Source organism: Stenotrophomonas sp. LARHCG68 (genome assembly GCF_052871705.1).
In genome coordinates this window covers 26,715-52,577 of the sequence record NZ_JBIXJV010000001.1, presented here as the reverse complement: position 1 = coordinate 52,577, position 25,863 = coordinate 26,715, and the positions used below count along the sequence as shown (strand labels likewise).

Annotated in this window: 22 protein-coding genes; 7 read left to right on the top strand and 15 right to left on the bottom strand. The window is 68.1% G+C overall.

What is annotated here, in order from left to right; genetic code table 11:
• Window positions 1-62: 62 nt before the first annotated feature.
• The 9 genes from hglS to ACIPR8_RS00195 form a co-directional block, all read right to left on the bottom strand.
• Window positions 63-1,427 carry a 2-oxoadipate dioxygenase/decarboxylase HglS gene (hglS, locus tag ACIPR8_RS00235; RefSeq protein ID WP_446539794.1) on the bottom strand — a complete coding sequence of 455 codons (1,365 nt, stop codon included), beginning with the start codon at window positions 1,425-1,427 and terminating at the stop codon, window positions 63-65.
• A 168-nt stretch (window positions 1,428-1,595) separates the two neighbouring features.
• Window positions 1,596-2,153, bottom strand: a complete 558-nt coding sequence (locus ACIPR8_RS00230; RefSeq protein WP_446539793.1) for a hypothetical protein — start codon at window positions 2,151-2,153, stop codon at window positions 1,596-1,598.
• 2 nt (window positions 2,154-2,155) lie between these two features.
• Entirely contained in the window at window positions 2,156-2,893 is a 738-nt protein-coding gene (locus ACIPR8_RS00225) for an HAD family hydrolase (protein WP_323438951.1), read from the bottom strand.
• Window positions 2,894-2,994: 101 nt separating this feature from the next.
• Entirely contained in the window at window positions 2,995-3,348 is a 354-nt protein-coding gene (locus tag ACIPR8_RS00220; protein WP_446539792.1) for an EF-hand domain-containing protein, read from the bottom strand.
• Between the two features lie 224 nt (window positions 3,349-3,572).
• Window positions 3,573-3,953, bottom strand: coding sequence for a hypothetical protein (locus tag ACIPR8_RS00215; RefSeq protein WP_446539791.1), 381 nt, complete (start codon window positions 3,951-3,953; stop codon window positions 3,573-3,575).
• A 51-nt stretch (window positions 3,954-4,004) separates the two neighbouring features.
• Window positions 4,005-4,682, bottom strand: coding sequence for a M15 family metallopeptidase (locus tag ACIPR8_RS00210; RefSeq protein ID WP_446540610.1), 678 nt, complete (start codon window positions 4,680-4,682; stop codon window positions 4,005-4,007).
• 10 nt (window positions 4,683-4,692) lie between these two features.
• On the bottom strand, window positions 4,693-6,240 hold the full coding sequence (locus tag ACIPR8_RS00205) for a serine hydrolase domain-containing protein (RefSeq protein WP_446539790.1): 1,548 nt from the start codon (window positions 6,238-6,240) through the stop codon (window positions 4,693-4,695).
• A gap of 58 nt (window positions 6,241-6,298) precedes the next feature.
• Window positions 6,299-9,340: a TonB-dependent receptor gene (locus tag ACIPR8_RS00200; RefSeq protein WP_446539789.1), complete on the bottom strand. Its 3,042-nt coding sequence runs from the start codon at window positions 9,338-9,340 to the stop codon at window positions 6,299-6,301.
• 47 nt (window positions 9,341-9,387) lie between these two features.
• Window positions 9,388-10,770 (bottom strand): transglutaminase-like domain-containing protein, encoded by a 1,383-nt coding sequence (locus tag ACIPR8_RS00195; protein ID WP_446540609.1) that lies wholly within the window; start codon window positions 10,768-10,770, stop codon window positions 9,388-9,390.
• 246 nt (window positions 10,771-11,016) lie between these two features.
• Between ACIPR8_RS00195 and ACIPR8_RS00190 the strand changes: the two genes are divergently transcribed.
• The 5 genes from ACIPR8_RS00190 to ACIPR8_RS00170 all read left to right on the top strand — a co-directional run bounded on the left by ACIPR8_RS00190 (window position 11,017) and on the right by ACIPR8_RS00170 (window position 16,897).
• Entirely contained in the window at window positions 11,017-12,465 is a 1,449-nt protein-coding gene (locus ACIPR8_RS00190) for a C40 family peptidase (protein ID WP_446539788.1), read from the top strand.
• Window positions 12,462-13,559 carry a dipeptide epimerase gene (locus ACIPR8_RS00185; RefSeq protein ID WP_446539787.1) on the top strand — a complete coding sequence of 366 codons (1,098 nt, stop codon included), beginning with the start codon at window positions 12,462-12,464 and terminating at the stop codon, window positions 13,557-13,559. The genes ACIPR8_RS00190 and ACIPR8_RS00185 overlap by 4 nt, the downstream gene beginning before the upstream one ends.
• 391 nt (window positions 13,560-13,950) lie before the next feature.
• Window positions 13,951-14,799 (top strand): MurR/RpiR family transcriptional regulator, encoded by an 849-nt coding sequence (locus tag ACIPR8_RS00180; RefSeq protein WP_132865933.1) that lies wholly within the window; start codon window positions 13,951-13,953, stop codon window positions 14,797-14,799.
• A 17-nt stretch (window positions 14,800-14,816) separates the two neighbouring features.
• On the top strand, window positions 14,817-15,608 hold the full coding sequence (locus ACIPR8_RS00175; RefSeq protein WP_446539786.1) for a L,D-transpeptidase family protein: 792 nt from the start codon (window positions 14,817-14,819) through the stop codon (window positions 15,606-15,608).
• Window positions 15,605-16,897, top strand: coding sequence for a dicarboxylate/amino acid:cation symporter (locus tag ACIPR8_RS00170; RefSeq protein ID WP_446539785.1), 1,293 nt, complete (start codon window positions 15,605-15,607; stop codon window positions 16,895-16,897). Before ACIPR8_RS00175 ends, ACIPR8_RS00170 begins: the two co-directional genes overlap by 4 nt.
• Before the next feature lie 78 nt (window positions 16,898-16,975).
• Here ACIPR8_RS00170 and yiaA read toward each other — a convergent pair whose 3' ends face one another.
• Window positions 16,976-17,410: an inner membrane protein YiaA gene (gene yiaA, locus ACIPR8_RS00165; protein WP_192287882.1), complete on the bottom strand. Its 435-nt coding sequence runs from the start codon at window positions 17,408-17,410 to the stop codon at window positions 16,976-16,978.
• Between the two features lie 160 nt (window positions 17,411-17,570).
• Between yiaA and ACIPR8_RS00160 the strand changes: the two genes are divergently transcribed.
• Together ACIPR8_RS00160 and ACIPR8_RS00155 are read left to right on the top strand one after the other, a co-directional pair.
• A complete protein-coding gene (locus ACIPR8_RS00160; protein WP_446539784.1) occupies window positions 17,571-18,728 on the top strand; it encodes a PQQ-dependent sugar dehydrogenase in 1,158 nt (385 codons plus the stop codon).
• 37 nt (window positions 18,729-18,765) lie between these two features.
• Window positions 18,766-19,944: a hypothetical protein gene (locus ACIPR8_RS00155; RefSeq protein WP_446539783.1), complete on the top strand. Its 1,179-nt coding sequence runs from the start codon at window positions 18,766-18,768 to the stop codon at window positions 19,942-19,944.
• A 7-nt stretch (window positions 19,945-19,951) separates the two neighbouring features.
• Here ACIPR8_RS00155 and ACIPR8_RS00150 read toward each other — a convergent pair whose 3' ends face one another.
• The 5 genes from ACIPR8_RS00150 to tsaD all read right to left on the bottom strand — a co-directional run bounded on the left by ACIPR8_RS00150 (window position 19,952) and on the right by tsaD (window position 25,852).
• On the bottom strand, window positions 19,952-20,434 hold the full coding sequence (locus tag ACIPR8_RS00150; protein ID WP_446539782.1) for a hypothetical protein: 483 nt from the start codon (window positions 20,432-20,434) through the stop codon (window positions 19,952-19,954).
• Window positions 20,435-20,542: 108 nt separating this feature from the next.
• On the bottom strand, window positions 20,543-22,717 hold the full coding sequence (locus ACIPR8_RS00145) for a glycoside hydrolase family 3 N-terminal domain-containing protein (RefSeq protein ID WP_446539781.1): 2,175 nt from the start codon (window positions 22,715-22,717) through the stop codon (window positions 20,543-20,545).
• A gap of 208 nt (window positions 22,718-22,925) precedes the next feature.
• Window positions 22,926-24,185, bottom strand: coding sequence for a mechanosensitive ion channel family protein (locus tag ACIPR8_RS00140; RefSeq protein WP_313252565.1), 1,260 nt, complete (start codon window positions 24,183-24,185; stop codon window positions 22,926-22,928).
• A 99-nt stretch (window positions 24,186-24,284) separates the two neighbouring features.
• Entirely contained in the window at window positions 24,285-24,644 is a 360-nt protein-coding gene (gene folB, locus ACIPR8_RS00135; RefSeq protein ID WP_192287887.1) for a dihydroneopterin aldolase, read from the bottom strand.
• A 173-nt stretch (window positions 24,645-24,817) separates the two neighbouring features.
• Complete coding sequence (gene tsaD / locus ACIPR8_RS00130) at window positions 24,818-25,852, bottom strand: tRNA (adenosine(37)-N6)-threonylcarbamoyltransferase complex transferase subunit TsaD (RefSeq protein ID WP_192287888.1); 1,035 nt, start codon at window positions 25,850-25,852, stop codon at window positions 24,818-24,820.
• Between the last annotated feature and the right edge of the window lie 11 nt (window positions 25,853-25,863).

The following is a 25,863-nucleotide window of genomic DNA, read 5'->3' as shown; positions in this document are numbered from 1 at the left end:
CTTGCCTCGGGGGAGCGCAGAGCATAGCGCCTACTCCCCCCGGGACAACGCGCGGGAAAGGCTCAGGCGCGCAGGCTGGTCAACGATTCGGCCTGTAGGTCATCGTAGATGGCAAATTCATCACGCACCTTCGCCCCCAAGGCCTGCTCGAAGGCATCGCGGTTGGCGCGGGCGGCATAGGCACGCTGCTCGTCACCGCCCAGGTTGGACTGGAAGATGCCCGCGGCACTCACCGGCAGGAAGTCCTCGTAGATGATCGGGTCGGCACTGGCCAGGCCGCGCTCGATCAGCACCTCGGCCGGCAGGTCACGCTCGGCCGCCGGCAGCGCACGGCCCGCCTCGGTCAGCGCGTAGCGGTAGTAGCCCAGCCCTTCGCGGCGCAGCACGTCGTGGTCGTCCGGGAAGCCGGCGAAGGCGGCCTGCAGGCGCTGCATGTAGTCGCCGCCGGTGCTGCCGGCACCGCCGCTCTCGCGCGCCTGTGCCAGCAGGGTGTCATACAGCGCACGCCCCTTCGGGGTCAGCGCCAGGCCGCGCTGCTCGATTTCGCCGAAGCGCGCGGTGTGGGTACCGGCCTCGTTGTCGGCACCGGACGGGAAATGCACCATCTCCTCCAGTGCCTTGAAGCTGGTCTGGCGCAGCAGGATCGGGCACTCCCGGCGCGGCGGGCCTTCGATCACCGCCTTGGCGGCCAGGCCACGTTCGTGCATCGCTGCCTGCGCAGCATCGATGTCCAGCGTGCGCGGGGTGAGGTGGTTGATGTGCGGGCCACGGAAGCTGACCACGTCGGCCACCAGGCGATGCGCGCCATGCAGCGCATGGTAGGTCTGCAGCGAGACGGTGGCTTCGTTGTGCCAGCGGAAGGTCTCCAGCGCCTCGACCACGAAGCGCCAGGCGTCGTCTTCGACCAGGCCACCGTCGCGCTCGCACTGCTCGATCAACTGCAGCACGCCCGGGGTGAAGATGTTGCGGCGGGACAGGATCTGGGCGGCCTGCGTGCGCAGCGCTTCATCGTCGATCAGCTCCAGCCGCAGCAGCGAGGTGAACACGCGGAACGGGTTGCGGTTGAGCGACTCGCCGTCCACCGGGCGGAACGCGGTGGAATGCACCGGCACGCCGGCCACGGACAGGTCGTAGTAGCCCACCGGCTGCATGCCCATCACCGCGAACAAACGACGCAGCGTCGCCAGTTCCTGCGCGGTACCGACGCGGATCGCGCCATGGCGCTCCACGTCCAGCCGCTCGCGCTCGCCGCTGCGCTGCATCTGCTCGGCCATTGCCGGCTGCGCCGCCAGAACCTCGGCGTTGATCTCGCCCACCAGTTCCACCAGGGTGCCGTACAACGGCACTTCGGTGCGGTACATGTGCGACATGGCCTGCGAGAACAGGCTGCGGATGTGGTCGGAGGAAACGAAACGGTCGGCGGTCATGACTGGGCGCGCTGGCGCGAAATCGAAGGAACCGCCATTTTCGCCCGGAATGCGGTGCCGCGCCTATCCGCCCGGCAACAAAAGCCTCCGTGCCAGCGGTGTCAACGACGCCCGCCCGGCGCGATGCCCTGCCCCGCCGCGATCAGGCTCGCAGGGGGTTCCGCTCGCTCACTGCGCCTTGCGCGCGGCCACATCCCGCTTCGCGCGATCACCCAACTGGCGCTGCAGCAGCGGATCCAGGCGGATCGGCCGGTCCCAGTGGTCGTAGCTGGCCACGATGGCATGGCGCAGGGCCCGCCATTGCAGGTTGTCCACCGCCCGGCCATCGCGCTCGAGCACGGCCTTCCAGTCCGCGTCCGGCTGGGCGGTGCGGGCACGCACCCACTCCCGGCAACCGGTCGCGCTGACCTGGCCCCAGAAGCAGGCCAGGTAGACATCGGCCGGTGCCCAGCCATGCGCCTGCATCAGTGCCTGGACATACCCCGGGCGTGCCCCGGCATAGCGCACCAGTTCATCCAGGAAGGCATCCGGATAGCGCGCCGCATAGGCATTGATGTCGGCCAGCTGCCGGTCCACCCAGATATCGCCGGTGGCCGCCGCGTAGGCGGGAGCCGTGGCCGGCGCCACGGCGGGCTGCTGCGCGCCCGCCACGGGGGCTCCCGTGAGCAGGCCCAGCACCAGCAGCGTCAGCACAGGCAGGCGCTGCCGATGGCGGACGCTGCCCATGCTCAGCCAGCCTGCGCCGCGATGGCGCGTACCGCCTGGACCCACTGGTGTGCGGTATCGGCCTGGTGCAGGCGCGGCGCATCGTCGGATACACCGTGCTCGGCCTCGTGCGCCCAGGTGACCGCATACGGTGTGTACACGCCCCAGCCGCCGAGCTCGAGCACCGGCTCGATGTCCGACCGCAGCGAGTTGCCCACCATCACGAAGCGCTCGGCCGGCAGGTTGAACTCGGCCAGCACGCGCGCGTAGGTCGACTGGTCCTTCTCCGAAACGATCTCGATGCGCGGGAACAGGTCGCGCAGGCCCGAACGCTCGATCTTCTGTTCCTGGTGGAACAGGTCACCCTTGGTGATCAGCACCACCGGGTACTCGGCGGCGATGGCGGCAACGGCGTCGCGCACGCCGTCGATCACGTCCACCGGGTGCTGCAGGGTGCGGCGGCCGATCTCGATCACCTGGCGCAGGTGGTGGGCGGAGATCTTCTCGTCGGTGAGCTCGATCGCCGCTTCCAGCATCGACAGGGTCATGCCCTTGGCGCCATAGCCGAAGATGGCCAGGTTGCGCCGCTCCACGGCCAGCAGGTGGCGGGCGGTATCGGCATCGTGCAGGTCGATGTAATGGCCGAGGATGGATTCGAACTCCTGCTCGGCCAGGCGGTAGTAGTCCTCGCTCTTCCAGAGCGTGTCATCGCCATCGAAGCCGACCAGGCCGATGGCGGAGGGGGAAGTGGTCTGGTTCATGCGCGACAGGATACCGCGTTACCCCGTCCGGCCATGCCGCGCACAACCTGGAAACAGGAGCGCCCCTCCCCACCCGGGAAAGGGGCGCTCCACCTGGGGGCTTACTTCTGCTGCTTGGCCGCGTAGGCGCGGTACTCGTCCGGGGTCAGCTTGCCGTCCTTGTCGGCGTCGGCGTCATCGAACACCTGCGACAGGCCGGCGTTGGCCTGCGCCTCGGTCTTGCTGATGCTGCCGTCACCGTCGGTATCGACGCTGCCCCAGGTCTGGCCGCCATTGGCGGCGGCCGACGCCTGCGCGGCGTTGGCGGATGCATCGGCCGCGGCATCCTGCGCCTGCTGCGCCGCGGCTTGGGCGGCGGCCTGGTCCTGTGCATCCTGGGCCATGGCCGGCATCGCCAGAGCGGAGCCCATCAGTGCGGCCAGGGCGAACAGCGGGGCGCGATTACGAATGGTCATCAGGTTTTCCTCGTCGTTGTTGGGAAAGCGCGGCAGGTTCCGCACGGCCCCAACCCTGACGGCCTCCAGCTGAATCGTCCTTGCCCCGGAAATCCACTGCAGACGTGGCCTTAACCACTCCCCGGCCCACTGCGGTTACCGCCGCGGTTAGCCGCTCGTGAAGTGGATGTAAGCCACCGATTCAACTGTTCCAGCAAAGACACCTATCGGCCTGGAAACGGCGCTCAGGGTGCATCGGTGGCGTCCTGCGCCAGGTGCCGGGAACTGAATGCCCACCAACCCAGGCCCACGCCGATCAATGCACCGATCACTTCCAGCACCACGCGCGTCCCCAACTGGTCCGGATCGTGGATCGCCGCCAGCGCCAGGCGGGCATACAACGGTGACTCCAGCCGCACCATGCCCAGATAGAACAGGTTCCAGCCATCCACGCCGCTGGAGATGGCCACCGCGGCAAGGCAGGACCAGCCCACCGCATGCCCATGCGACAGGCCATGCCGCCGGCACACCTGCCACCACAGCGCGTAGACCACGAAGCCGACGGCCAGCGCGATCAATGCCGCTTCGAAGGAGCCGAGCAGGCCGTAGTGCAGGACCAGGTTCATGGGGCAACGGGGAGATGACAGGGACAGGCAGTCTACCTGCCATGCCCCGCCTCAACGCACCGGGAAGTCGTACGCCGTGTCCGGGGTGGGCTCCGGCTTGAAGGTGAAATGCCACCATTCCATCGGATAGTTGGCAAAGCCCTCGGCCTGCATCGCGTCGAGCAGCAACCGGCGGTTGCGCGCCTGCGCCGCGCTGATGTCCGGGCTGGCGGTATGCGCCAGCGGATCGAAGCGATCGAAGCCGGTGCCCATGTCCAGCGCCGTGCAGTCGCCGCCACGGCAATCCAGCAGGCCCAGGTCGACGGTGGCGCCGCGGCTGTGGCCGGAGGTCTCGGCGATGTAGCCATCGAGCAGGGTGCGTTTGTCGACGTTGGGGTAATAGCGCGGCTTGGCGATCTGGTCGGCCGGGTCATGCACCCAGGCCACGAAGGCCTTCACCGAGCGTACCGGCCGATAGCAGTCGTACAACTGCAGCGCCATGCCCTGCGCCTGCAGGCTGCGCTGTACCCGCGCCAGTGCCGCGGCCACCGGTTGCAGCAGATAGCAGCGCGGCGCCTCGTAGCCGGGCACGACGCGGCCGGTGAAGTTGTCCTGGCCGGCGTAGCGCATGTCCAGCACGAAGCCCGGTGCCAGGGTGGCGACATCGACCATGTCCGCCTGCTGCGGCGTGGTGGCGGGCGAGACATCGACCGCTGTCGCGGCGCCGGCGGCGCTGCCCAGCAGCACCATCAACACCGTGTTACGGACACGCGCCGACACGGTGGAATTCCAGGTCCTGGTAGTCATAGCTGAAGTCGATCTCCGGGTCGATGGCGCGCATGCGCATGACAGGGTGCGCCGCATCACCGGAGAATTCCAGCCAGGCATCGGCATCCTCGCCCAGGTCCTTGAACGCGACGAACCACTGCGTGCCGCTGCGCATCACCGGGCCTTGCAGCGTGGGTGACTTGACCGAAGCGAACGCGACACCGCCACCCGTGGCACACAGCCGCACCTCGCCGAACCACGGATCGCGCCAGACACCCAGCGCATCCGCCACTTCGGCCGGCTGCGCGGCCTTGCGATCGGCCAGTGCCGGACGCACGTGGCCGGCGGCCTGCCGCTGCCGCGCGGCCTGCTCCATCTGCCCGGCGTAATACAGCACGTCCGGCGCGTTGGACGGCGCCGTGTACTGCTTGAGCAGGGCCTGGGTCAGGGCGGTGCGCGCGTCCTCCGCCTCGCCGTTGATCAGCATCACCACGCCGGTCCTGCGATCCGGCAGCAGCGCCAGCGACGAATACATGCCCGACAGCGTGCCGGTATGCGCGACCTTCCATTGCCCATCCATGTCGGACAGGCGCCAGCCATAGCCATAGGCGGAGAAGTGGCTGTTGTCCCAATCGCGCTGGCGCTGGCTGATCGGCATCGGCATGTGCGCCGTCCACAACGCGCGGCGCTGGGTCTCGTCCAGCCACCCCGGCGCCTGCGCCGGATCCAGCAGCACCTGCATCCAGCGCAGCATGTCATCCAGGCTGCAGCGGATGCCGCCGGCGGCCATCGACGGGAAATCCTCCACGCGTGCCGGGTCGGCCGCGGCGGCGATGTTTTGCCCGTCGTTGCGGTAATGCGGGCGCGCGATGTTGTCCACCGTGGCCGGCGACCATTCGCCCACCTGGCAGCGCCGCATGCCCAAGGGTTCGAAGATCTCCTGCCGCACCAGCTGCGCGTAGGGTTTGCCGCCGGCCACCGCGGCCACCTCACCGGCGACCACGTAAAGCAGGTTGTCGTAGGCGTAGTCGGCGCGGAAGCTGCCGGTCGGCTTGAGATGCGCCAGCCCGGCGATGATGTCGGCACGCCCGAAGTGGTTCGGCTCCGGCCACAGCATCAGGTCGCCGGCCCCCAGCCCGAGCCCGCTGTTGTGGATCAGCAGGTCGCGCACCTGCAGGTTGCGCGTCACCCACGGGTCATGCATGCGGAACTGCGGCAGGTACCGCGTGACCGGGTCATCCCAGCGCAGCTTGCCGGCCTGCACCAGCCGCGCCAGCACCGCGGCGGTCATCGCCTTGGTGTTGGAGGCGATCTTGAACAGCGTCTCCGGATCGACCGCCCGGCCCTCGCCCACGGCCAGTTCACCGCGGCTGATGCGCTGGACGACCTTGCCGTCCTCGATCACGCCCACGGCTATGCCCGGCAGGCGGTAGTGCTGCACGGCCTGGTCGACCAGCACTTCGCTGCGCGACGGCCCGGCCGCCTGCGCCACGCCCGTGACGGCCAGCGCGCAGAACCATGCAAGTTGCTTGATGCCCATCACTGCCTCCCCAAAAAGCGAACGGCCCGCCGAGGCGGGCCGTCCGTTCAACGCAGCATCAGAAGTTCCAGGTCACGACCAGCTGGGCGTAACGCGGCGTCTGCCAGCGGGTGCCGGTGCCGTACAGGCCACGAACCACACCCGGACCCTTCTCGTAACGGGCACGCTGGTTGATGACTTCCTGATTGTTGAGCAGGTTGAACACCGACAGGCGTACCTTCAGGTCGACATCATGCACCGGCAACGTCCAGGTCACGTTGGCGCCGAGGTTGTACACCCACGGCATCCGGCCACCGGAGCCACGTCCGGCGTAGACGAACTCACGCTGATCCCACGAGCCACTGCAGTTCTTCACGCAGTGCCAGAACGAGCCACCACCCGAACCTTCCGTTACGAAGCTGGCTGCACCGGTGCTGTCATCCGGCCAGGCGACACCCAGCGCGGTGATCGGACCGCCGGACAACGCGGTGAACGTGCTGCCGAACTCCCACATCTCGTTCAGCTTGTAGCTGCCACGCAACTTGATCTGGTGACGATGGTCGTTGAACAGCGGACCGTAGTCCTGGTTGTTGGCAGGGTGGTCCCAGTGCTGGACCATGCCGGTATCACCGTAGTTGGTATCCGAGTTCACCGGACCTTCGTGGTTACCGTCCGACTTTGACCACAGATAGGACGCATTGAATGCCCACTTGTCATCCCATGCACGGTCGATCTGGAACTCCAGCGCCTTATAGGTACGCTTGGGCTTGTAGTAGCCCATGATCTTGTTGCTGCCGCCGGCCATGTAGCCTTCCTTGGACGTGTCGATGGTTACCCACCCGTCCTGCGCGCAGCCCATGTCGGTGGTACCCCACAGCGTGAGCTTCTCACCCGGGTTGGCAATCGGCCACAACGTGTCGTGGCGGACACCGCACAACGCATTGATGCGGATGTCGTCCATGGTGTTGGCCATGCGGCGATAGGTGGCGTTGACGCCCCACGACCATTCCTGGTTGATCATCTGCTGGAAGCCCAGGATCGCCTCGTCCTGATAAACCGCATCCAGGTCACGGCTGACACTCTGGCGGAGGTCGTCAACCGGCAGGTTGTAGGAATCGTCGATCCCGCCGATCTGCGAACCCAGGTTCGGCTGCAGGTAGCCGGCACCGGTGACCGGGTTGGTCGACGGGGTCCAGCCGTTCAATGCATAGAAGGTGCGCTCGTCGATCAGGCCGCCGGCGAAGTTGTAGTTGATGATGTTGGTGACCGGCAGGTAGTAGCGGCCCAGGTTGCCGAACAGCTTGGAAGCGCCATCCCCTCTCATGTCCCAGCTGAAGCCGAAGCGCGGCGAGACCAGGTTGTCCATCTTGATGAAGCTGGAGCCGGCGGCAGTCTTGTTGTCGAAGCCATCCACGCGTACGCCCAGGTTCAACACGAAGTTCGGGGTGACGTTCCAGACATCTTCCAGGTAGTAGGCGTTGGCGGTGGTTTCGAACACGCCGCCATCGATGCGGCGACGTCCCATCACGATCGCATCAACACCCGCGGGGACAACCGCGCCATTGTCCAGCACCGCACCCGGCGTCGCACCAAAGACGGTGTAGCGCATACCGGTGGCCCCCGGGTAGTGCGTGGTGCGGTCGGTCGTCATCTCCTCGCGGTCCAGACCGAACCGCAGCAAGTGGTCGCCCAACTGCCACTCGAAGTCCAGGCGCCCCACCTTGCGTTCGTCGTGATGATCCACCACGGAGGTCGAACTGCTCGGATGGCAGCTCACCGCGGGCTTGCCCATGGCGGTGTACACGCCGTTGTAGGAGGAGTCGATCAGCACCTGCGCGCATTGCGCATCGGCGGGCGACGCACTCAACGCCTGACTGCGGTTGAAGCCATACATCGCCTTGGCGGTGAAGTTCTCCCCGAAGTGGCCCGTATAGGTCAGCGAGCCGTTCTTGCCACCGCCGTCATCGACGCTGGTTCCCTTCGAATCACCGATGGTGCTGGTGTCGAAGTCGTACAGGTTGGTGGCGTTGTCGGTGCTGGCTTCATCGGAGAACGCCAGCAACTCCAGGCGGTGGTCATCATTGATGTTCCAGTCCAGCTTGGCACCCCAGAAGCCGTTGTCGGACTTGGAGCGCGTCCATTCGTTGCCGGCGTTGTTGGTGCTGCCGTAGCTGCCCTGGCGCTGCTCGTACATGCCGAAGAAGAACAGTTTGTCCTTCACCAGCGCGCCCGATGCCCAGATATTGGCCTTGAGGAAGCTATCGGTGTCGTGGCTGGCCTTGTACACCGCCGACACAGGCGTGCCATCGCTGTCCACGCGATCGAACTGGTGGTCCTTGGCCTTGGAGCGGAATGCATTCGGCTCGAAGGTCAACTCCATGCCGCTCTTGAACTCGTTGCTGCCCGAACGCGTGACCGCGTTGATCACGCCGCCGGTGCTGCGCCCGAACTCCACGGAGTAGCCACCGGTCTTGACCTGGAACTCCTGGAAGAAGGCAAATGGCGCACTGGAGAAGCTCTGGCGGCGGTAGAAATCAGTGACGTTGAGGCCGTTGATGAAAGCCGAGTTCTCGGCGATGGACGAACCGCCGAAGGAGATGCCGCCCAGCGAGGAGTTACCTCCGATCACGCCCGGCGCCAGCATCGCCACCGCCCCCATGCTCTGGTCCACTGGCATGCGTGCGAGTTCTTCGCGCGAAACATTGGTGGCGGTCTCGGTGGAACTGACGTCCACGCGATTGAGCACACGATTGCCAACCACCTGCACCGAATCCAGGGTCACCGCGCCGCCGGCGCCGCCACCACCGAGGTTGACCGTCGTCGTGCCGCCCAGCGCCACGTTGACGGCCACAGGTTCGTTGTCGGACTGTCCGTCACGCTTGACCTGCAGGCTGTAATCGCCCACCGGCAGCTGGCTCAGGCGATAGGAACCATCGGCACCGACGGTGACGGTGCGGGTCAGGCCGGTGGCCTTGTTGACGATGGTGATCTGGTCACCGCTGCTCGCGCGGCCTGCGATCGCGCCGGTGGCGCTCTGCGCCATGACGCTCGGCGCCAGTGCCCCCAGACACGCGCCCAATGCGACGGTCAGCGCCGCCCGCTTCAACATTTTGCTGTTCATCCCCTGCTCTCTCCTGCAGATAGTGAAGTAACGACTCGAACTGCTGTCTATTGCCCTTCCAGCGGCAGCACCTGCGTCTGGAAGTCGTATTGCCACTGGTTGAAATAGAGGTTCCCGCCCTTCCACTCCACTTCACCACGTTGCAGGTCCACGGTCTCCGAACGGAAGTGCTGCTTGGCCGGCACCAGCGCCCGTGAGTAGTCGTCGTTGAAGGCGATGCGGTAGGCATCGATGCCGCCGAAGTAGAAATCGCGCTCGGCCGGCACGCTGCTGTCCAGCGCGCCGGTGGTCACGTCCATCGGCACCCAGCCGTACGGAGCCAGGTACACCGCGCCCCAGTCGTGCAGGTTGTTGTAGCCCACCGCGTCATCGGAATAGACCATGCCCGATTGCCAGCGCGCCGGAATGCCGTTCAGGCGCAGCAGCGCCACCAGCAACAGCGTCTGCTGGCCGCAGTCGGCGTGGCCGGCGTGCAGCGCGTAGTCGGAGATGTTGCTGATGGTGGAGTATTCGCGCGCGCCACCCCACGGGATCTGGTCCACCGCGTCGAACAGCTTCCGGGCGACGCGGTAGGGGTTGGTCTCGTTGCCCACCACCTTGCGCGAGAACGCACGCAGCGCCGGAGTGAACACCACGTGCGGCGCGCGCTGCGCCAGGAAGGGCGCCAGCGCCGGGTCGGACGGCGTCGGCAGCACCTTGTCCGGGTCGATCACGAAGCGACGCGCGGAGATGGTGACTTCATAGTTGACCGAAAACTCGGTCGGCGTGCCCGCCACCGCAGTGCGCTCCAGGTAGGCGGTGCGTTGCAGGGTGTCTTCGGGCGCGACCTGCGCACCGTCCGGCACGCTGCCCAGCCAGCGGATGTTTTCCTGCTGGCCCGGGATCGCGCGCGGGTACGGGATCCAGGCACGCACGGTCTCGCCGGCGGGCACGGCGTCGGCCTTGACCGTGATCGACTGGGTCACGCGGATGCGGCGCGGACTGACACTGTTACGGCCGCTGCGGTCGGAGGCGGCGATGACTTCGGCATGGTGCGGCCCCAGCCGCTCGTACGGCCCCGGTCGCGAGATGCGCTTGTCCGCCGGGCGACGCTGCGAGGCTTCCTCGCTCAGCAGGAACAGGTTGTTCGGGGCACGGTTGAACCAGCGGCGCTGGCCGTCGATGTCCAGGTGCTCGATCAGGCCGGCATCGTCCCAGGCCTTGAACTCGGCCTCGCGCAGGTCGGGGATGGAGCGGCGCACCGCGGCCTTGGCCTGCGCTTCGTCCAGGCTGAAATCCAGCCGCATCCGGCGCATGCGCTCCTGCTGGAAGGCATAGGCCTGGCGCGCCTGCGCATCGGTCCCCGGCGCGGCCAGGGCAGCATCGATCTCGGCCTGCGCACCGGCGAAGTCACCGCGGTCGATCCGTGCTTCCAACGCCGGCAAGGACACCGTCGGTGCCTCGCCGGCCTGCGCCGTGCAGGCGATGCCCAGCCCCAGCAGGGAGACGGCTACCTTGCGGGCGAGAGCGACACGGACAAAGCAGGCAGAATCGACAGTTGAAGCCACGGCAACACATCCAGAGGTGCAGGGTGGTAACGGCTGTTTAACACGCACCCGATAGCCGGTCAATAATTTATTCTTGCTTTCATGGATGAAAGGAATAAATATTCCGAAGCATCTCCAAGGTGAGTTCCAATGAACGTGATCCCGGCACACCTTCCGCGCCGACGCCTCGCCCCGCTGTCGCGGGCCCTGCTCCTCGCTGCGGCGCTCTGCGCCGGCCCGGCGTGGGCACTGTCGCCGCCGCAGGCGCCTGCCCCGGCCTACGCGGGCATCCTTGGCCTGGAGGAGAGCTTCCTCGCACCGCAGCATTGGATCGCGCAGTTGCCCGATCCCGACGCGGTGATCCTGGACCGCGCCGGGATCGACGCGCAGAACGCGCGCATGCGCCAGCAGGACAGTTCCATCCACGACCTGCGTGCGTTGCCGGCCAACCTGCCGCGCGCCCTGGTGCTGGAGCAGATCAACGGCATTTCCCGCGCCCCCACCCGCCCCCTGTACGACGTGCAGGGCAAGCCGGTGGGCGCGGCCCAGCTCAAGGCCATCACCGACAACCTCGCGCTGGAGCGCGTGCCGGCCAGCCGCCCGATCCAGTACGGCCTGGTCGTCCACCGCGCCGCGTTGCGGGCCTTCCCCACCGAACTGCGCGTGTTCAGCAGCCAAGGCGACACCGACATCGATCGCTTCCAGGAGTCGGCGCTGTTCCCCGGCGACGCCGTGGCGGTGCTGCACGAGAGCGCCGATGGCAAGTGGGTGTTCGTCAGCAGCGAGCGCTACGCCGCCTGGATGGAGAAGCGCTTCGTCGGCATCGGCGACGCCGCGCAGGTGTTCGGCTACGGCAGCACCGGCCCGTACCGGGTCATCACCGGCGCCACCGCACGCACCGTGCACACGCCGGAGGAGCCGCGCGTGTCCGACCTGCAGCTGGAAATGGGCGTGCGCGTGCCGGTGCTGTCCGACTGGCCGGCGATGACCCCGGTCAACGGCCAGCAGGGCCATGGCAGCCATGTCATCCAGCTGCCGGTCCGCAACGCCGACGGCAGCCTGGCACTGGTGCCGGCCCTGTTGCCGCGTTCGCAGGACACCGCCGCGGACTACCTGCCACTGACCCCGCGCAACCTCATCACCCAGGCCTTCAAGTTCCTCGGCGAACGCTATGGCTGGGGCCATTCCTACGACACCCGCGACTGCAGCGGCTTCGTCTCGGAGATCTACCGCAGCTTCGGCGTGCTGTTGCCGCGCAACACCAGCGCCCAGGCGGTCAGCCCGGCGCTGGACCGCACCGCCTTCAGCGAGGCCGACGGCAAGGCCCGGCGTGACGCGGCCGTCGCCAACCTGCAGGTCGGCGACCTGGTCTACATCCCGGGCCACGTGATGATGGCCATCGGCCAGTCCAACGGCATGACCTGGGTGATCCACGACACCTCCGGCGGCAGCTGGTTCGACGCCAGCGGCAAGCGCGTGCACGCCAGCCTCAACGGCGTGTCGGTAACGCCTCTGGACCCGATGATGGCCAGCGACACCGCCCGCTACATCGACCGCATGACCAACATCCAGCGCATCGGCCCGCACACCACCAAATGAAGATCACCGACATCGAACTGGGCATGCTGCGCGTGCCCCTGAAGACCCCGTTCAAGACCGCGCTGCGCACGGTGGAAACCATGGAGGACGTGGTGGTGCTGGTCCGCACCGACAGCGGCCACACCGGCTATGGCGAGGCCCCGCCCACGGCGGTGATCACCGGTGACACGCACGGCTCGATCATCGAGGCCATCAACACCTTCATCAAGCCACGCCTGATCGGCGAGGACATCAGCAACCTCAACCGCATCTGCGGCCTCATCCAGTCCTCGCTGGAGCGCAACACCAGCGCCAAGGCGGCGGTGGAAATCGCCGTGTACGACCTGTGGGCGCAGCTGCACGGCGCCCCGCTGTACCAGATGCTGGGTGGCGGCGACCCGGTGATCACCACCGACATCACCATCAGCGTGGACTACATCGACAAGATGGTGGCCGACTCGCTGTCGGCGGTCGAGCGCGGCTTCGAGTCGCTGAAGATCAAGGTGGGCAAGGACATCGGCCTGGACATCGAGCGGGTCAAGGCGATCCACGCCGCGGTCGAGGGCCGCGCCTTGCTGCGCCTGGACGCCAACCAGGGCTGGACCGCCAAGCAGGCGGTCTACGCGATGAGCGCGCTGGAGAACGCCGGCGTGGTGCTGGAACTGCTGGAGCAGCCGGTCAAGGCCGCCGACATCGCCGGCATGAAGTACGTGACCGAGCGGGTGAACACCCCGGTGATGGCCGACGAAAGCGTGTTCAGCCCGCACCAGGTGTTCGACCTGATCCAGCAGGGCGCGGCGGACATCATCAACATCAAGCTGATGAAGACCGGCGGCATCTCCAACGCGATCAAGATCGCCGACATCGCCTCGCTGTACGGCGTGCCGTGCATGATCGGCTGCATGCTGGAGTCGAGCATCAGCGTGGCCGCCGCGGTGCACCTGGCGGTGGCCAAGTCCGGCGCGATCACCAAGGTCGACCTGGACGGCCCCTCGCTGAGCCAATTCAATCCGGTCGAAGGCGGGGTGATCTTCAACGAGTCGGAGATCACCATCACCGACGCCCCCGGCCTGGGCATCCTCCAGGTGCGCGGTCTGGAGATGATCAAGCCGTGATGCACGCGGCGACGGCAACCGCTGCTGCAGCCGTTGCCGCCGACGCACGAATTGCTGTTGCTGTTGCTTATGCCCCCTCCCTTGCGCAACGCGCAGGGGAGGGCCGGGGAGGGGTAGCTCCGGCTCTGCCCTTGCCGTCCCGTAAAGCGAGCCGAGCACCGCAGCCCACCGGGGGAACAAGGCACGGGGGTTGGAGCGCAGTGCCTCCCGGCGATGCTTTCTTCTGGAGCCCCCTCCCCAACCCTCCCCCGCACTGCGTGCGAGGGAGGGGGCGCACCCCAAAGCAACCACCACACTGCGCGCGAACGAGGGAGCCCAGGCACGTACCCGACCCTCTCCAAAGCGACCGTCCATCCCGTAAAGTCACCCACGAACTCCCGGCACACCGCCCATGGCCCCACTGCTGAAAATCCGCGCCGAACGCGAACAGATGTCGGCCATTGAACGTCGCATCGCCGACTTCATCCTCGACAACGCCCACCTGCTGCGCGACTACTCCTCCCAGCAGCTGGCCAATGCCCTGGGCATCAGCCAATCCAGCGTCGTCAAGTTCAGCCAGAAGCTCGGCTTCAAGGGCTATCCCGACCTGAAGTACTCGGTCGGCTCGGCCGTCGCGCTGGCCGGCAACGGCGACACCACCGACTGGCCGCCGGAAGAACAGCCCGGCGGCTACCTGCTGGCCGCCGACACGCTGCGCCGCGCCAAGTCCGCCGCCGAGGAGGAAACCATGGCGGCCAACCCGCAGGCCGACGTCGAGGCCGTCATCGCGCTGGTCGACAACGCGCCCAAGGTCTTCATCTACGGTCTCGGCGACGACGGCCTGTACGCCCGCGAGTTCGCCATGCGGCTGTCACTGCTGGGCATCCTCACCGTCCAGCACGCCGACCCCATCCTGATGACCGCCAACCTCTCCGCCGCGCGCCCCGGCGACGTGCTGCTGGTGTTCTCCGAGTTCGGCAAGCTGCCGCAGCTGTGGCAGCTCTCGCGCCAGTTCCAGGAGGTCGGCGGCAAGGTCGTGTCGATCACCCGCCACACCGCCAATCCGCTGCGCGCACACGCCGATGCCGCACTCGCCATCTGCGCGCATGACCGGCAACCGCAGATCGCGCAACTGCTGTACCGTTGCTCGCTGCAGTACCTGCTGGACTTCGTGTTCGTGCTGTTGTGCCAGTCCAATCCCGACCGGCAGCGACAACTGGCATTGAACCAGGAACGCATCCAGCACCTGATCGACAACTGACAGCCGGAGCCGCCGCCATGCCATCCCTGTTTCCCTCCCTCGCCCGGCAGGTGCTGTCACCGCTGTTGTGCCTGTTCGCGCTGGCGGCCCCGCTCGCCTCGGCCCATTCGCTGCCTGCGCCGGTGCACGCCGCGCGCCAGTTGATCGTGGTCACCACGCCCAGCTGGGACACCCCGTCGGGCCACCTGCAGGCCTTCGAGCGCACCGGACACGGTTGGCAGGCACATGCCGGCGGCTTCGACGTGGCCCTGGGCCGCAACGGCAGCGCCTGGGGCATCGGCCTGCATCCGGCCCCGTCCGATGGCCCGCACAAGCGCGAGGGCGACGGCCGCAGCCCCGCCGGCATCTTCGCCATTGGCCCGGCCTTCGGCTATGCCGAACACATCCACAGCGCCCTGCCCTACCTGCCGATGCAGGCCAGCAGCTACTGCATGGATGTACCGGCCTCGCCGCTGTACAACCGCATCGTCGATGCCGCCCAGGTCGGTGCCGACGCGGTCAAGGGCTCGACCGAGGCCATGCGCCTGGACCTGCACAACGACGGCGACCGCCGTTACCGCGAAGGCTTCGTCATCGAACACAACCCCGGCAACGTGCCGGGCCAGGGCAGCTGCATCTTCGCCCACCTGTGGCGCGCACCCGGCGAAGCCACCGCTGGCTGCACCGCGATGGAGCCGCAGCAGATGAGTGACCTGCTGGCCTGGCTCAGCCCCGCCGCCCAGCCCGTGTTCGTACTGCTGCCCCAGGCCGAGTACGAACGCCTGCGCCGTGACTGGGGACTGCCCTCCCTGGCGGAGGCCGCGCCTTGAGCACGCCTGCACGCCGCTTCACCGTCTCCGCGCCGGTCAAGGTGCTGATCGCGCTGGCCATCGCCGCCATCGTCGGCCTGTCGCTGGCCCGGTACGATCCGGCGCTGGCGCTGAAGGTGGCCGATGTCGCCCGCCCGATCGGCCGGCTATGGCTCAACGCGCTGCAGATGACCGTGGTGCCGCTGGTCACCGCGCTGGTCATCGTCGGCGTCAACACCGCCAGCAATGCCGCCGCCTCGGGTCGTACCGCGCGCAACGCGATCATCGTGTTCCTGATCCTGCTGGTCGGCTCGGCCGCGTTCTCGGCCCTGGTCACCCCCGCCCTGCTCGACCTGGTGCCGCGTGATGCCGAAACCATCCGGACCTTCCGCGAGGCACTGCGTTCGCCGGCCACCGCCGCCACGCCGCCATCGGCGGCGCAGTGGATCAGCGGGCTGATCCCGAGCAACGCGTTGGCCGCGGCCGCATCGGCCTCGATGCTGCCGCTGGTGGTGTTCGCCATGTTCTTCGGCTTCGCCCTGAGCCGGCAGGAAGCCGGGCGCCGCGAGCGGCTGCTCGACCTCATCCGCACCGTCTCCGACACCATGATCAGCATCGTGCGCTGGGTGCTGTGGGCCGCGCCGGTGGGCGTGTTCGCCCTGGTGCTGGTGGTCTGCGCCGAGGTCGGCATGAGCGTGCTGGGCGTGATCGGCTACTACATCGTGCTGATGTGCGTGATCTACATCCTGATCACCCTGCTGCTGTACGTGGTCGCACGCTTCGCCGCCGGCGAACCACTGCGCCGCTTCGCCGCCGCGCTGGTGCCGGTGCAGGTGATCGCCGGCAGCACGCAGTCCTCGCTGGCCTCGTTGCCGGCGATGATCGACAGCGCGCGCAACCGGCTGGGCTACCCGCCGGCGCTGACCGCGCTGGTGCTGCCGATGGCGGTGTCGCTGTTCCGCATCACCAGCCCGGCGCAGTACATCGCCGTGGCCAGTTTCATTGCCTGGCTGTATGGCTTCGAGATCCATGCCTCGCAGTACGCGGTGGCGGTGCTGCTGGCGGCCGTCATCAGCATGGGCTCGACCGGCCTGCCCGGCCAGGCCAACTTCATGACCAACAACCTGCCGATCACCCAGAGCATGGGGCTGCCGGTGGAACCGCTGGGCGTGCTGCTGGCGGTGGACACCATCCCCGACGTGTTCTGCACCATCGGCAATGCCACCGGCGGGGTCACCGCCACCGGCATCGTGGCCCGCCATACCGCGCCGCACCCGGAACCGGGGCCGGAACCCACCGAACCGGGCTGAGCCTGGCCGGAGGGGATGAAATGACGAAGGGCGGGTGCATGACACCCGCCCTTCGTCGTTGCGCTGTACCGCGCGGGCTCAGTCCTGCGGCGGCAGCGGAGGTGCGCCGTACAGCGCGTCGGCCGCCATCGTGTCGCGGGTGTTCTTCTGCACGGCCACCGCGCCAAACAGCGACAGCGCGTAGGACATGCCGTAGAACCCCTTCTCGCTCAGCAACAGGGTCGCGTTCCACAGCCCGACCACCAGCAGCAGCAAGGCCGACAACAGGGCGAACCAGCACAGGCTGTAGTACAGCGCACTCACCGGGATCCCCTCCACGCGGTCGCGCACGCTCTTCTGCAGGGACACCGCGGCGAACAGGCCGAACAGCAGCAACGACAGGTAGTAGCCCTTCTCGTTGAGCAGCATCTCCGCGTTGAACAGGCCCACCAGATAAGCGACCGCGCCGAGCATCAACGCCGTCCACGATGCGGCGATGAAGGCTGCCGAGGGTCGTTGCACCTGAGGTTTCATCAGCCAAACTCCTTGTAGGGACACACCGCCCGGTCTTGGACGTGAGCCGCTACGTTATGCGATCCATCGCCACCTTCCCAGAGGCCCGGGCCCGGAAGATCGCGACGGGCATGGTGTAATGGCGCGGTTGGACAGACGTTTCCCCTCATTGGAGAACCCCATGCCCCGTCCCCTCCTGCTCAGCCTCGCACTGGCGATCACCCCGGCGCTGTTCAGCACCGCCTGCGCCGCCGACCCCGCCGATCCGGCCGCCGAAGCGGCCATCAAGCCTGCGCAATGGCCCTTCGCCGCCACCGAGGTCGCCCGCTTCAACGAGCCGTGGGCGATGACCTTCCTGCCCGATGGCAGCCTGCTGGTCACCGAAAAGGCCGGCAAGCTGCTGCACGTCGACCCGGCCAGCGGCAAGCGGAACGAGATCAGCGGCGTACCGACCGTGGCCTATGGCGGCCAGGGCGGCTTCGGTGACGTGCTGGCCCATCCGCAGTTCACCAGCAATGGCTGGGTCTACTACAGCTATGCCGAGGACGGCCAGGACGACACCCGGGGGGCCGCGGTGGCGCGCGCCCGGCTGGTGCTGGCCGCCGACGGCAGCGGCCAGCTCAGCGACGCCCAGGTGATCTGGCGGCAGACCCCCAAGGTCAGCGGCCGCGGCCATTACGGCCACCGCCTGGCCTTCGGCCCGGACGGCAAGCTGTGGATCAGCTCCAGCGAGCGGCAGAAGTTCGACCCCGCCCAGGACATGAAGACCAACCTGGGCAAGATCATCCGCCTCAACGACGATGGCAGCGTTCCGGCCGACAACCCGTTCGTGGCGCAGGGTGCGCCGGCTGACCAGGTGTGGTCGCTGGGCCATCGCAGCGTGCTGGGCATCGCCTTCGACGGCAACGGCAAGCTGTGGGAGCACGAGATGGGCCCCAAGGGCGGCGACGAGCTGAACCTGATCCAGCGCGGCGGCAACTACGGCTACCCCATCGTCTCCAACGGCGACCACTACGACGGCCGGCCGATCCCCGACCACGACACCCGCCCGGACTTCATCGCCCCGGTGGTGACCTGGCGCCAGGTGATCTCGCCCGCCGGCTTCGTCATCTACAACGGCGCGCTGTTCCCGCAGTGGAAGGGCAGCGGCTTCATCGGCGGGCTGTCCTCGCAGTCACTGGTGCGCGTGGCCTTCGACGGCGACACGGCCCACGAAGCGGAACGCTTCGACATGGGCAAGCGCATCCGCGAAGTGGAGCAGGGCCCGGACGGTGCATTGTGGTTGCTGGAAGACGGCACCAACGCCCGCCTGCTCAAACTGACCCCGAAGGCCGGCTGATCGCGGCCGTTGCATCCGGCGACAAGGACCTGTTGCGATGTTGCTGCGTTACCTGCCCGCCATCGTGATCGGCGCGGTGGTGGCGGTCCTCACCGCCACCGCCTCGACGCTGATCCTGCTCGATCACCCCGCCGCGCTGCTGGTCGTCCTCTATGCGCCGCTGCTCGGCGTCGTGTTGTTGCCGACGCTGCTGCTGGCATGGCTCTACGCGCTGGTCCGCGACCGCGGCAGGACACCCTGGGTGGCGCATCTGGCGATGCTGGGCCCGGCCGTGCTGGCGGCGCTGATCGTGCCCGCGGGGCAGAGCCTGCGCAGGCAACATGATGGCCTGTTCGGAGCCCCTCCGGTTTCCGAAGTCCACGTGAACCTGACCGGCCAGACGCTGTGGCTGGACGACAGTGTCAGCACCGGCTTCACCAGCACGCCCGGCATCGGCCATGTCATGCCGGTCCCGGCCCTGCCGGTCGGGCAGACCACGCAGATCACCCGCTGGCCGCCGGCGCGCCGCGCCGACGGCCGTGCGTTCCCCTATGCCGGGCACGCGCTGAAGCCGAGCCGCCTGCAGATCGGCCGGGCCCTGGGCGATGGGCGGCCCTCGCCCGATGTCGTGCCGCTGCGCCGGCCATCGGCCGCCTTGCCACACGACCTGCCGGCGGGTGACCTCCGCCACGTCTACTACCACTACCCCGACCATGTGGACGTGGTCCTCACGCCGATGCGGTCACCGCGACTGGTACGCACCCCCGCCCGCCGTGCGCCCGCGGGTTTGACCCTGGTTTCGGTGGCCGATTCGAGCGCGGTGCCGATCGTTCGGCTGGAGCTCAACGGGCAGAACGTCGACCTGCTCCACGCGGATCTCGCGCAGGCCACCTGCCCCAACCGGCGCGAGCCACAGGCGCCGGTCGTGCTCGGCACCGACACCCCGCTCACGGTCCGCTGGCAGCGCGCCGACACCCCGCAGCATTGGCACGAAGCACAGCTGGCCTACCCCGCGTTGCCACTGCCCAGCGGCCTGGCGAAGCAGGCCTATACCGCGCAGCTGATGCTGTATTTCAGCGACGCGCTGCCACCGGCCGTGCAGCGCTTCCAGGAGGTCCCCACCGGCGACATCCGGCTGAGCCTGGCCACCAGCCCCGCACCGGCGGCACATGCAGCGGTCTCGGCCTGCGCGGACGTGGCCAGCGGCTACGACCTGCAGGTGGTGACGCCGATGTGACCCGCGCTCAGCGCAGGCGCAGGCGCAGCCCGATCGCCTGCACCAGCCCATAGCAGAGCAGCGCGGCGACCAGGCTCATCGTCAACGGGCTGGCATTGCTGCCGCCCTGCATCGCCCCGGCGCTGAACGCGCCGCTGTACCAGCGCCACGCCAACCGCCCGACCAGCACCAGCGACAGCACGCCACCGATCCACGGATTGGGGATGTACCCGGCATGGCCGTCGCGTGCGCTGATCCGGGTGTGCTTCAGCGCGAACAGCCCCAGCGCCACGCCGGCCACCGCACCGCCGAGCATTCCCCAGGCCACGTGCGGCAGGAACAGCGCCGCCCAGCCGAGCAGCAGCACCAGCACCGACAGCAGCACGATGCGCGCGACGTTGCGGTGCGGACGCCACGGCTGCCAACCGAAGTGCCGGCGGATGCGCCGGTAGTACAACAGGCCGAAACCGGCGGTCATCAACCAGGGCATGTAGACGGGCAGCGCGGCCATTCGTGTCTCTCCGGGGAATGGCGCGAGCATCGCATGCCGGCCCGCCGCCGGCAGGTGTCATCTGTCACCCACGTCGCAGGAGCGCCGTTGGGCGCTCCTGCCGGACGATCACGGCGCCAGCAGCTCGAAGCTGGCCGCCTCGCCGCTGGCCGACGACGCACACACCCACACATCGAACAGGCCCGGCTCGGCACTGAATTCGCCGTCCACGCCGGTGAAGGCCAACTGCTCGCGGACCAGCCGGAACGTCACCTGCTGCGACTGCCCCGGCGCCAACGCGATCTTGCGGAAGTCCTTCAGCTCGCGGACCGGCCGCACCCGGCTGGCAACGCGGTCGTGCACGTACAACTGCACCACTTCCTCGCCGGCAACCTCGCCGGTATTGGTCACCGTCGCGCTGACCTCCAGCGTGCCGTCCCAATCCATCTGCGGCGTGCCCAGCCGTACCGCGTCATAAGCGAACGTGGTGTAGCCGATGCCATGGCCGAACGCGTACAGCGGCGCATTCGGAATCTCGCGCCAGCGGGCCTTGAACTCGGACATCGCCGGCAGCTCCGGGCGCCCGGTGCGCGGGTGGTTGTAGAAGTACGGCTGCTGCCCGGAAGCGAGCGGGAAGCTCACCGGCAACCGCGCCGACGGGCTGTAGTCGCCGAACAACACGTCGGCCACCGCATGGCCGGTCTGCGTGCCAAGGAACCAGGTCACCGCGATGGCCTGCGCATCACGCACCGCGCCGTGCAGCGCCAGCGCACGCCCGTTGCGCAACAGCACCACCAACGGTGTGCCAGTGGCCGCCACCGCGTCGGCCAGCGCCTGCTGCGCGGGGGGCAAGGTGATCTCCACGCGCGACTGCGCCTCGCCGGTGTAACGCTGCGGCTCACCCAGCGCCAGCACCACCACCTCGGCGCGCCGCGCAGCAGCCACCGCTGCGGCGATGCCACCGTCCAGCGGCGCCTCCAACGCACAGCCGGGCACGATCTCCACGCTTGCCGCGTCTCCCAGCGCCGCACGCACGCCGTCCTCCAGCGTCACGTAGCGCGACTTGTCGCCGAACAACGTCCAGCAACCTTCGATGTTGTCGCGGTCCTGCACGAACGGGCCGATCAGCGCGATCTTCTGCCCCTGCTTCTTCAGCGGCAGCACCGCGTTCTCGTTCTTCAGCAGCACGATCGAGCGGCGCGCGGCATCGCGCGACAGCGCATCGTGCGCAGCGATATGCGATTGATCGGCCTCGCGCGCGGCATCCAGCGAACGGTACGGGTCATCGAACAGGCCGATGGCGTCCTTCAACCGCAGGATGCGACGCACCGATTCATCCAGCACCGACATCGGCACCTCGCCCGCCTCGACCAGCCCGGCCAGGTGGCGGTCGTAGAAGCCGCTCTGCATGCTCAGGTCCAACCCGGCCAGGAAGGCCTTGCGGGTGGCGTCCACCTCGTCGGCGGCGTAACCGTGCGCGATCAATTCCATGTCGGCGGTGTAGTCCGACACCACCACGCCATCGAACTTCCATTCGTGGCGCAGCAACTCGGTCAGCAGCGCACGGTTGGCGCTGGCCGGCACGCCGTTGATGTCGTTGAAGGCGCTCATCAGCGACAACGCGCCGGCTTCCAGCGCGGCCTTGAACGGCGGCAGATGGATGTCGCGCAGGCTCTGCGGCGAGATGTCCACCTGGGCGTACTCCATGCCCGCGGCGACCGCACCGTAGGCAGCGAAATGCTTGGGCGTGGCCAGCAAGGCATCGGCAGCGGTCAGGTCCTCGCCCTGGAAGCCACGCACGCGGGCGGCGGCGAACGCACAGCCCAGCACCACGTCCTCGCCTGCGCCCTCGGCGCCACGGCCCCAACGCTGGTCCCGGGCGATGTCCACCGCCGGCGCGTAGGTCCAATGGATGCCGGCCGCGGTGGCCTCCACCGCGGTGGCGCGGGCGGTGCGCTGGGCCAGGTCCGGCTCGAAGCTGGCGGCTTCGCCCAACGGGATCGGGAACACCGTGCGCATGCCATGGATCACGTCGGCGGCCAGGATCACCGGAATGCCGAGCCGGCTCTCCTCCACCGCCACCTTCTGGATCTGGCGGCCCTGTTGGGCGCCGACGCCGTTGAACAGCGACCCCACCCGTCCCGCACGGACCTGCTCCAGCACCTGCTCGGCATTGCGGACATTGGCCTCGGGATTGATGTCCGGGACGAAGGGCCGGACCATGTCGGCGAATACGCTCAACTGGCCGACCTTCTCTTCCAGGGTCATGCGGGCGATCAGGGACTCGATGCGGTCGTGGGCCACCGGCAATCCTTCTTCATGTAAACGTTTGCAGTGTGCGGATTCTAGCGCCACCGCCGTGAATCACAGCGCGCGCGATCACAGCCCCGCACGGTGGGCGCCGGGCCGGTGGTGCCCGGCCCAGTACGGCCCCACCCGACCGGCGTCCCGTCCCAGGGGGAGCGCCGGGCCACGCGCGGCGGGCGTCTTCCCGGCAATCTCCGTCGGCGTCCTACACGCCTGCGTCCTGGCGCTCGCGCACCGCCATCAGCATCGCGTCGCTGGACTCCTGGAACACCCGCAGCCCGAACTCCGGCAGGATCGCCAGCAGGTGGTCGAACACGTCGGACTGGGTGCGCTCGTACTGCGCCCACGCCGTCGGCGCGAAGCAGTAGATCTCCAGCGGCAGGCCCTGCGGGGTGGGCGCCATCTGCCGCACCAGCAGGGTCATGTTCTGCTTGATGTCCGGATGGCTGCGCAGGTAACGCTCCACGTAGACGCGGAAGGTTCCCAGGTTGGTCATGCGCCGCGCGTTGACCGGCTCGGGGTGGGCCTGCGCCACCTGCGCGTTCCACTGGCCCAGCTCTTCCTGCTTGGCCGCGAAGTAGTCGTCCAGCAGGCCGAACTGGCCCAGCCGCTCCAGCGCGGTGGCATCGAGGAAGCGCACGCTGTGCTGGTCCAGGTAGATCGAGCGCTTGATCCGCCGCCCGCCCGACTCCTGCATGCCGCGCCAGTTGCGGAACGACTCGGTCACCAGCTTCTTGGTCGGGATGGTGGTGATGGTGTTGTCGAAGTTGCGCACCGTCACCGTGTGCAGGGCGATGTCGGTGACGTCGCCATCGGCGTTCTGGCTGGGCATCTCGATCCAGTCGCCGATGCGCACGCGGCCATCGCCGCTGATCTGCACGCTGGCCACCAGCGACAGGATGGTGTCCTGGAAGATCAGCATCAGCACCGCGGTCGCCGCGCCCAGGCCGGTGACCACGTGCAGCAGCTTGACCCCGGCCAGGGTCGCCACGATCGACAGGCCGGCGAGCACGAACACCACGATCTTGGCCACCTGCAGGTAGCCCTTGATCGGCTTGTTGCGCGCGTCCGGGCGACGCTCGTAGAAATCATTGAACACGTCCAGCGCATGCGCCACGGCCAGGGCGATGGTCAGCACGGTCCAGGCATGGCACAGCGCCTTCAGCCCGGCCACCAGCTCCGGCGGCAGTTCCGGCACGATCGACAGGCCGGCGGCGATCACCACCGACGGCACGATGTTGGCCAGCCGTGCGATCACGCGCAGCGGCTGCTTGGCGTTCTTCTCCGGGCCGGAGAAACGCTCGATCGCCTTGCGCAGGCCGCTGAGCAGGATGCGCTTGGTGACGAAGTTGGCCAGCCAGGCCACCAGCAGCAGCGCCACCAGCACCACCGCCGGGTACGCCAGCGGATAAGGCGCCAGCGTGCTTTCCAGTTGGTCCAGCCAACGGATTCCCATTACCGCCATCGGTTCTTGCTCCTCTTTGTTGCAGGGTCCTGGCCGCGACGGGGCGCGCGCGCCCGATGGGCGGCCCGGGCAGGCCGTCCGGCAGCTTCAGGACAGGGGTTACCCGGCAGCGCGCGAGCGCTCGATGATCACGCCCACCGCGCGCGCGCCGCGCACCGCGCCGGGCTTGCTCAGCTTCAGGCGCAGCCACTGCACCTCGAACTCGTCCAGCACGATCTGCGCGCAGCGCTCGGCCAGCGTCTCCACCAGGCCGAAGTCCGAGCCACGCACGAATTCCATCAAGCGCTTGCTCACCGCCTTGTAGTTCAGCGTGTCGACGATGTCGTCGCTCGCCGCGGGCTTGCGGTTGTCAAAGCCCATTTCCAGGTCGAACACCAACGTCTGGCGGATGCGCCGCTCCCAGTCGTAGATGCCGATCAGGGCGTCGATCTCGAGCCCTTCGATGAATACTTTGTCCATTGAACACAGGGAACAGGGATTGGGGAACGCGCAATGGTACGTGCCGGGGCGTTAAGCAGGGGCGTTTGGCTGAACGGCGCTCGCTGCGATCCCGCGTGCAATCGCGCGGAGTGGTGCCCCGCAACCGCAATCAATCCGGCGATGCAGCCGCGACCCCGCGCGCCGTTCCTGCCCTATTCGTCCACCAGCGGCGGCAGCGTCGCCATGTCCCAACGCGGGGTGACCTTCACTTCCGGCGGGCTGTGCTGGCCGGCCTTCAGGCGCAGCGCACCGGCGAAGGCGATCATCGCGCCGTTGTCGGTGCACAGCGCCGGGCGCGGGAAACACACCCGGCCACCGCGCCGCTGCGCGGCCTCATGCAGCTTGGCGCGCAGGCGCTTGTTGGCGCCCACACCACCGGCCACCACCAGTACGTCGCAACCGGCCGCATCCAGCGCGCGCTCGCACTTGATGGCCAGCGTGTCGACCACCGCGTCCTCGAAACCGCGCGCGATGTCGGCGCGGGTCTGCTCGCTCTGGTCGCTGTCGCGCCAGGCCAGCAACACCTGGGTCTTCAGGCCGGAGAAACTGAAGTCCAACCCCGGCCGGTCGGTCATCGGGCGGGCGAACCTGTAGCGTCCCGGCGTGCCGATCTCGGCCAGCCTGGCCAGTTGCGGGCCACCCGGATACGGCAGCCCCATCAACTTGGCGGTCTTGTCGAAGGCCTCGCCGGCGGCGTCGTCCAGGGTCTCGCCCAGCAGCCGGTACTTGCCGATGGCATCGACCGCGATCAGCTGGGTGTGGCCGCCGGACACCAACAGCGCCACGAACGGCGGCTCCGGCGGGTCGTCCTCCATCAGCGGCGCCAGCAGGTGGCCTTCCATGTGATGCACGGCAATGGCCGGCACATCCAGGCCCCAGGCCAGCGACCGTGCCACCCCGGCGCCGACCAGCAATGCCCCGACCAGACCCGGGCCGGCGGTATAGGCCACCCCGTCGATATCGGAGATGGCGATGCCGGCCTCGTCCAGCGTCTGCCGGATCAACGGCAGGGTCTTGCGCACGTGGTCGCGGCTGGCCAGCTCCGGCACCACACCACCATATTCGGCGTGCAGCGCGATCTGGCTGTAGACCGCGTGGGCGCGCAGCGCGGCGCCGCCGGACAGGTCGGTGTCATAGACGGCAACGCCCGTCTCATCGCAGGATGATTCAATGCCGAGGACTTTCATGGGCGTATTGT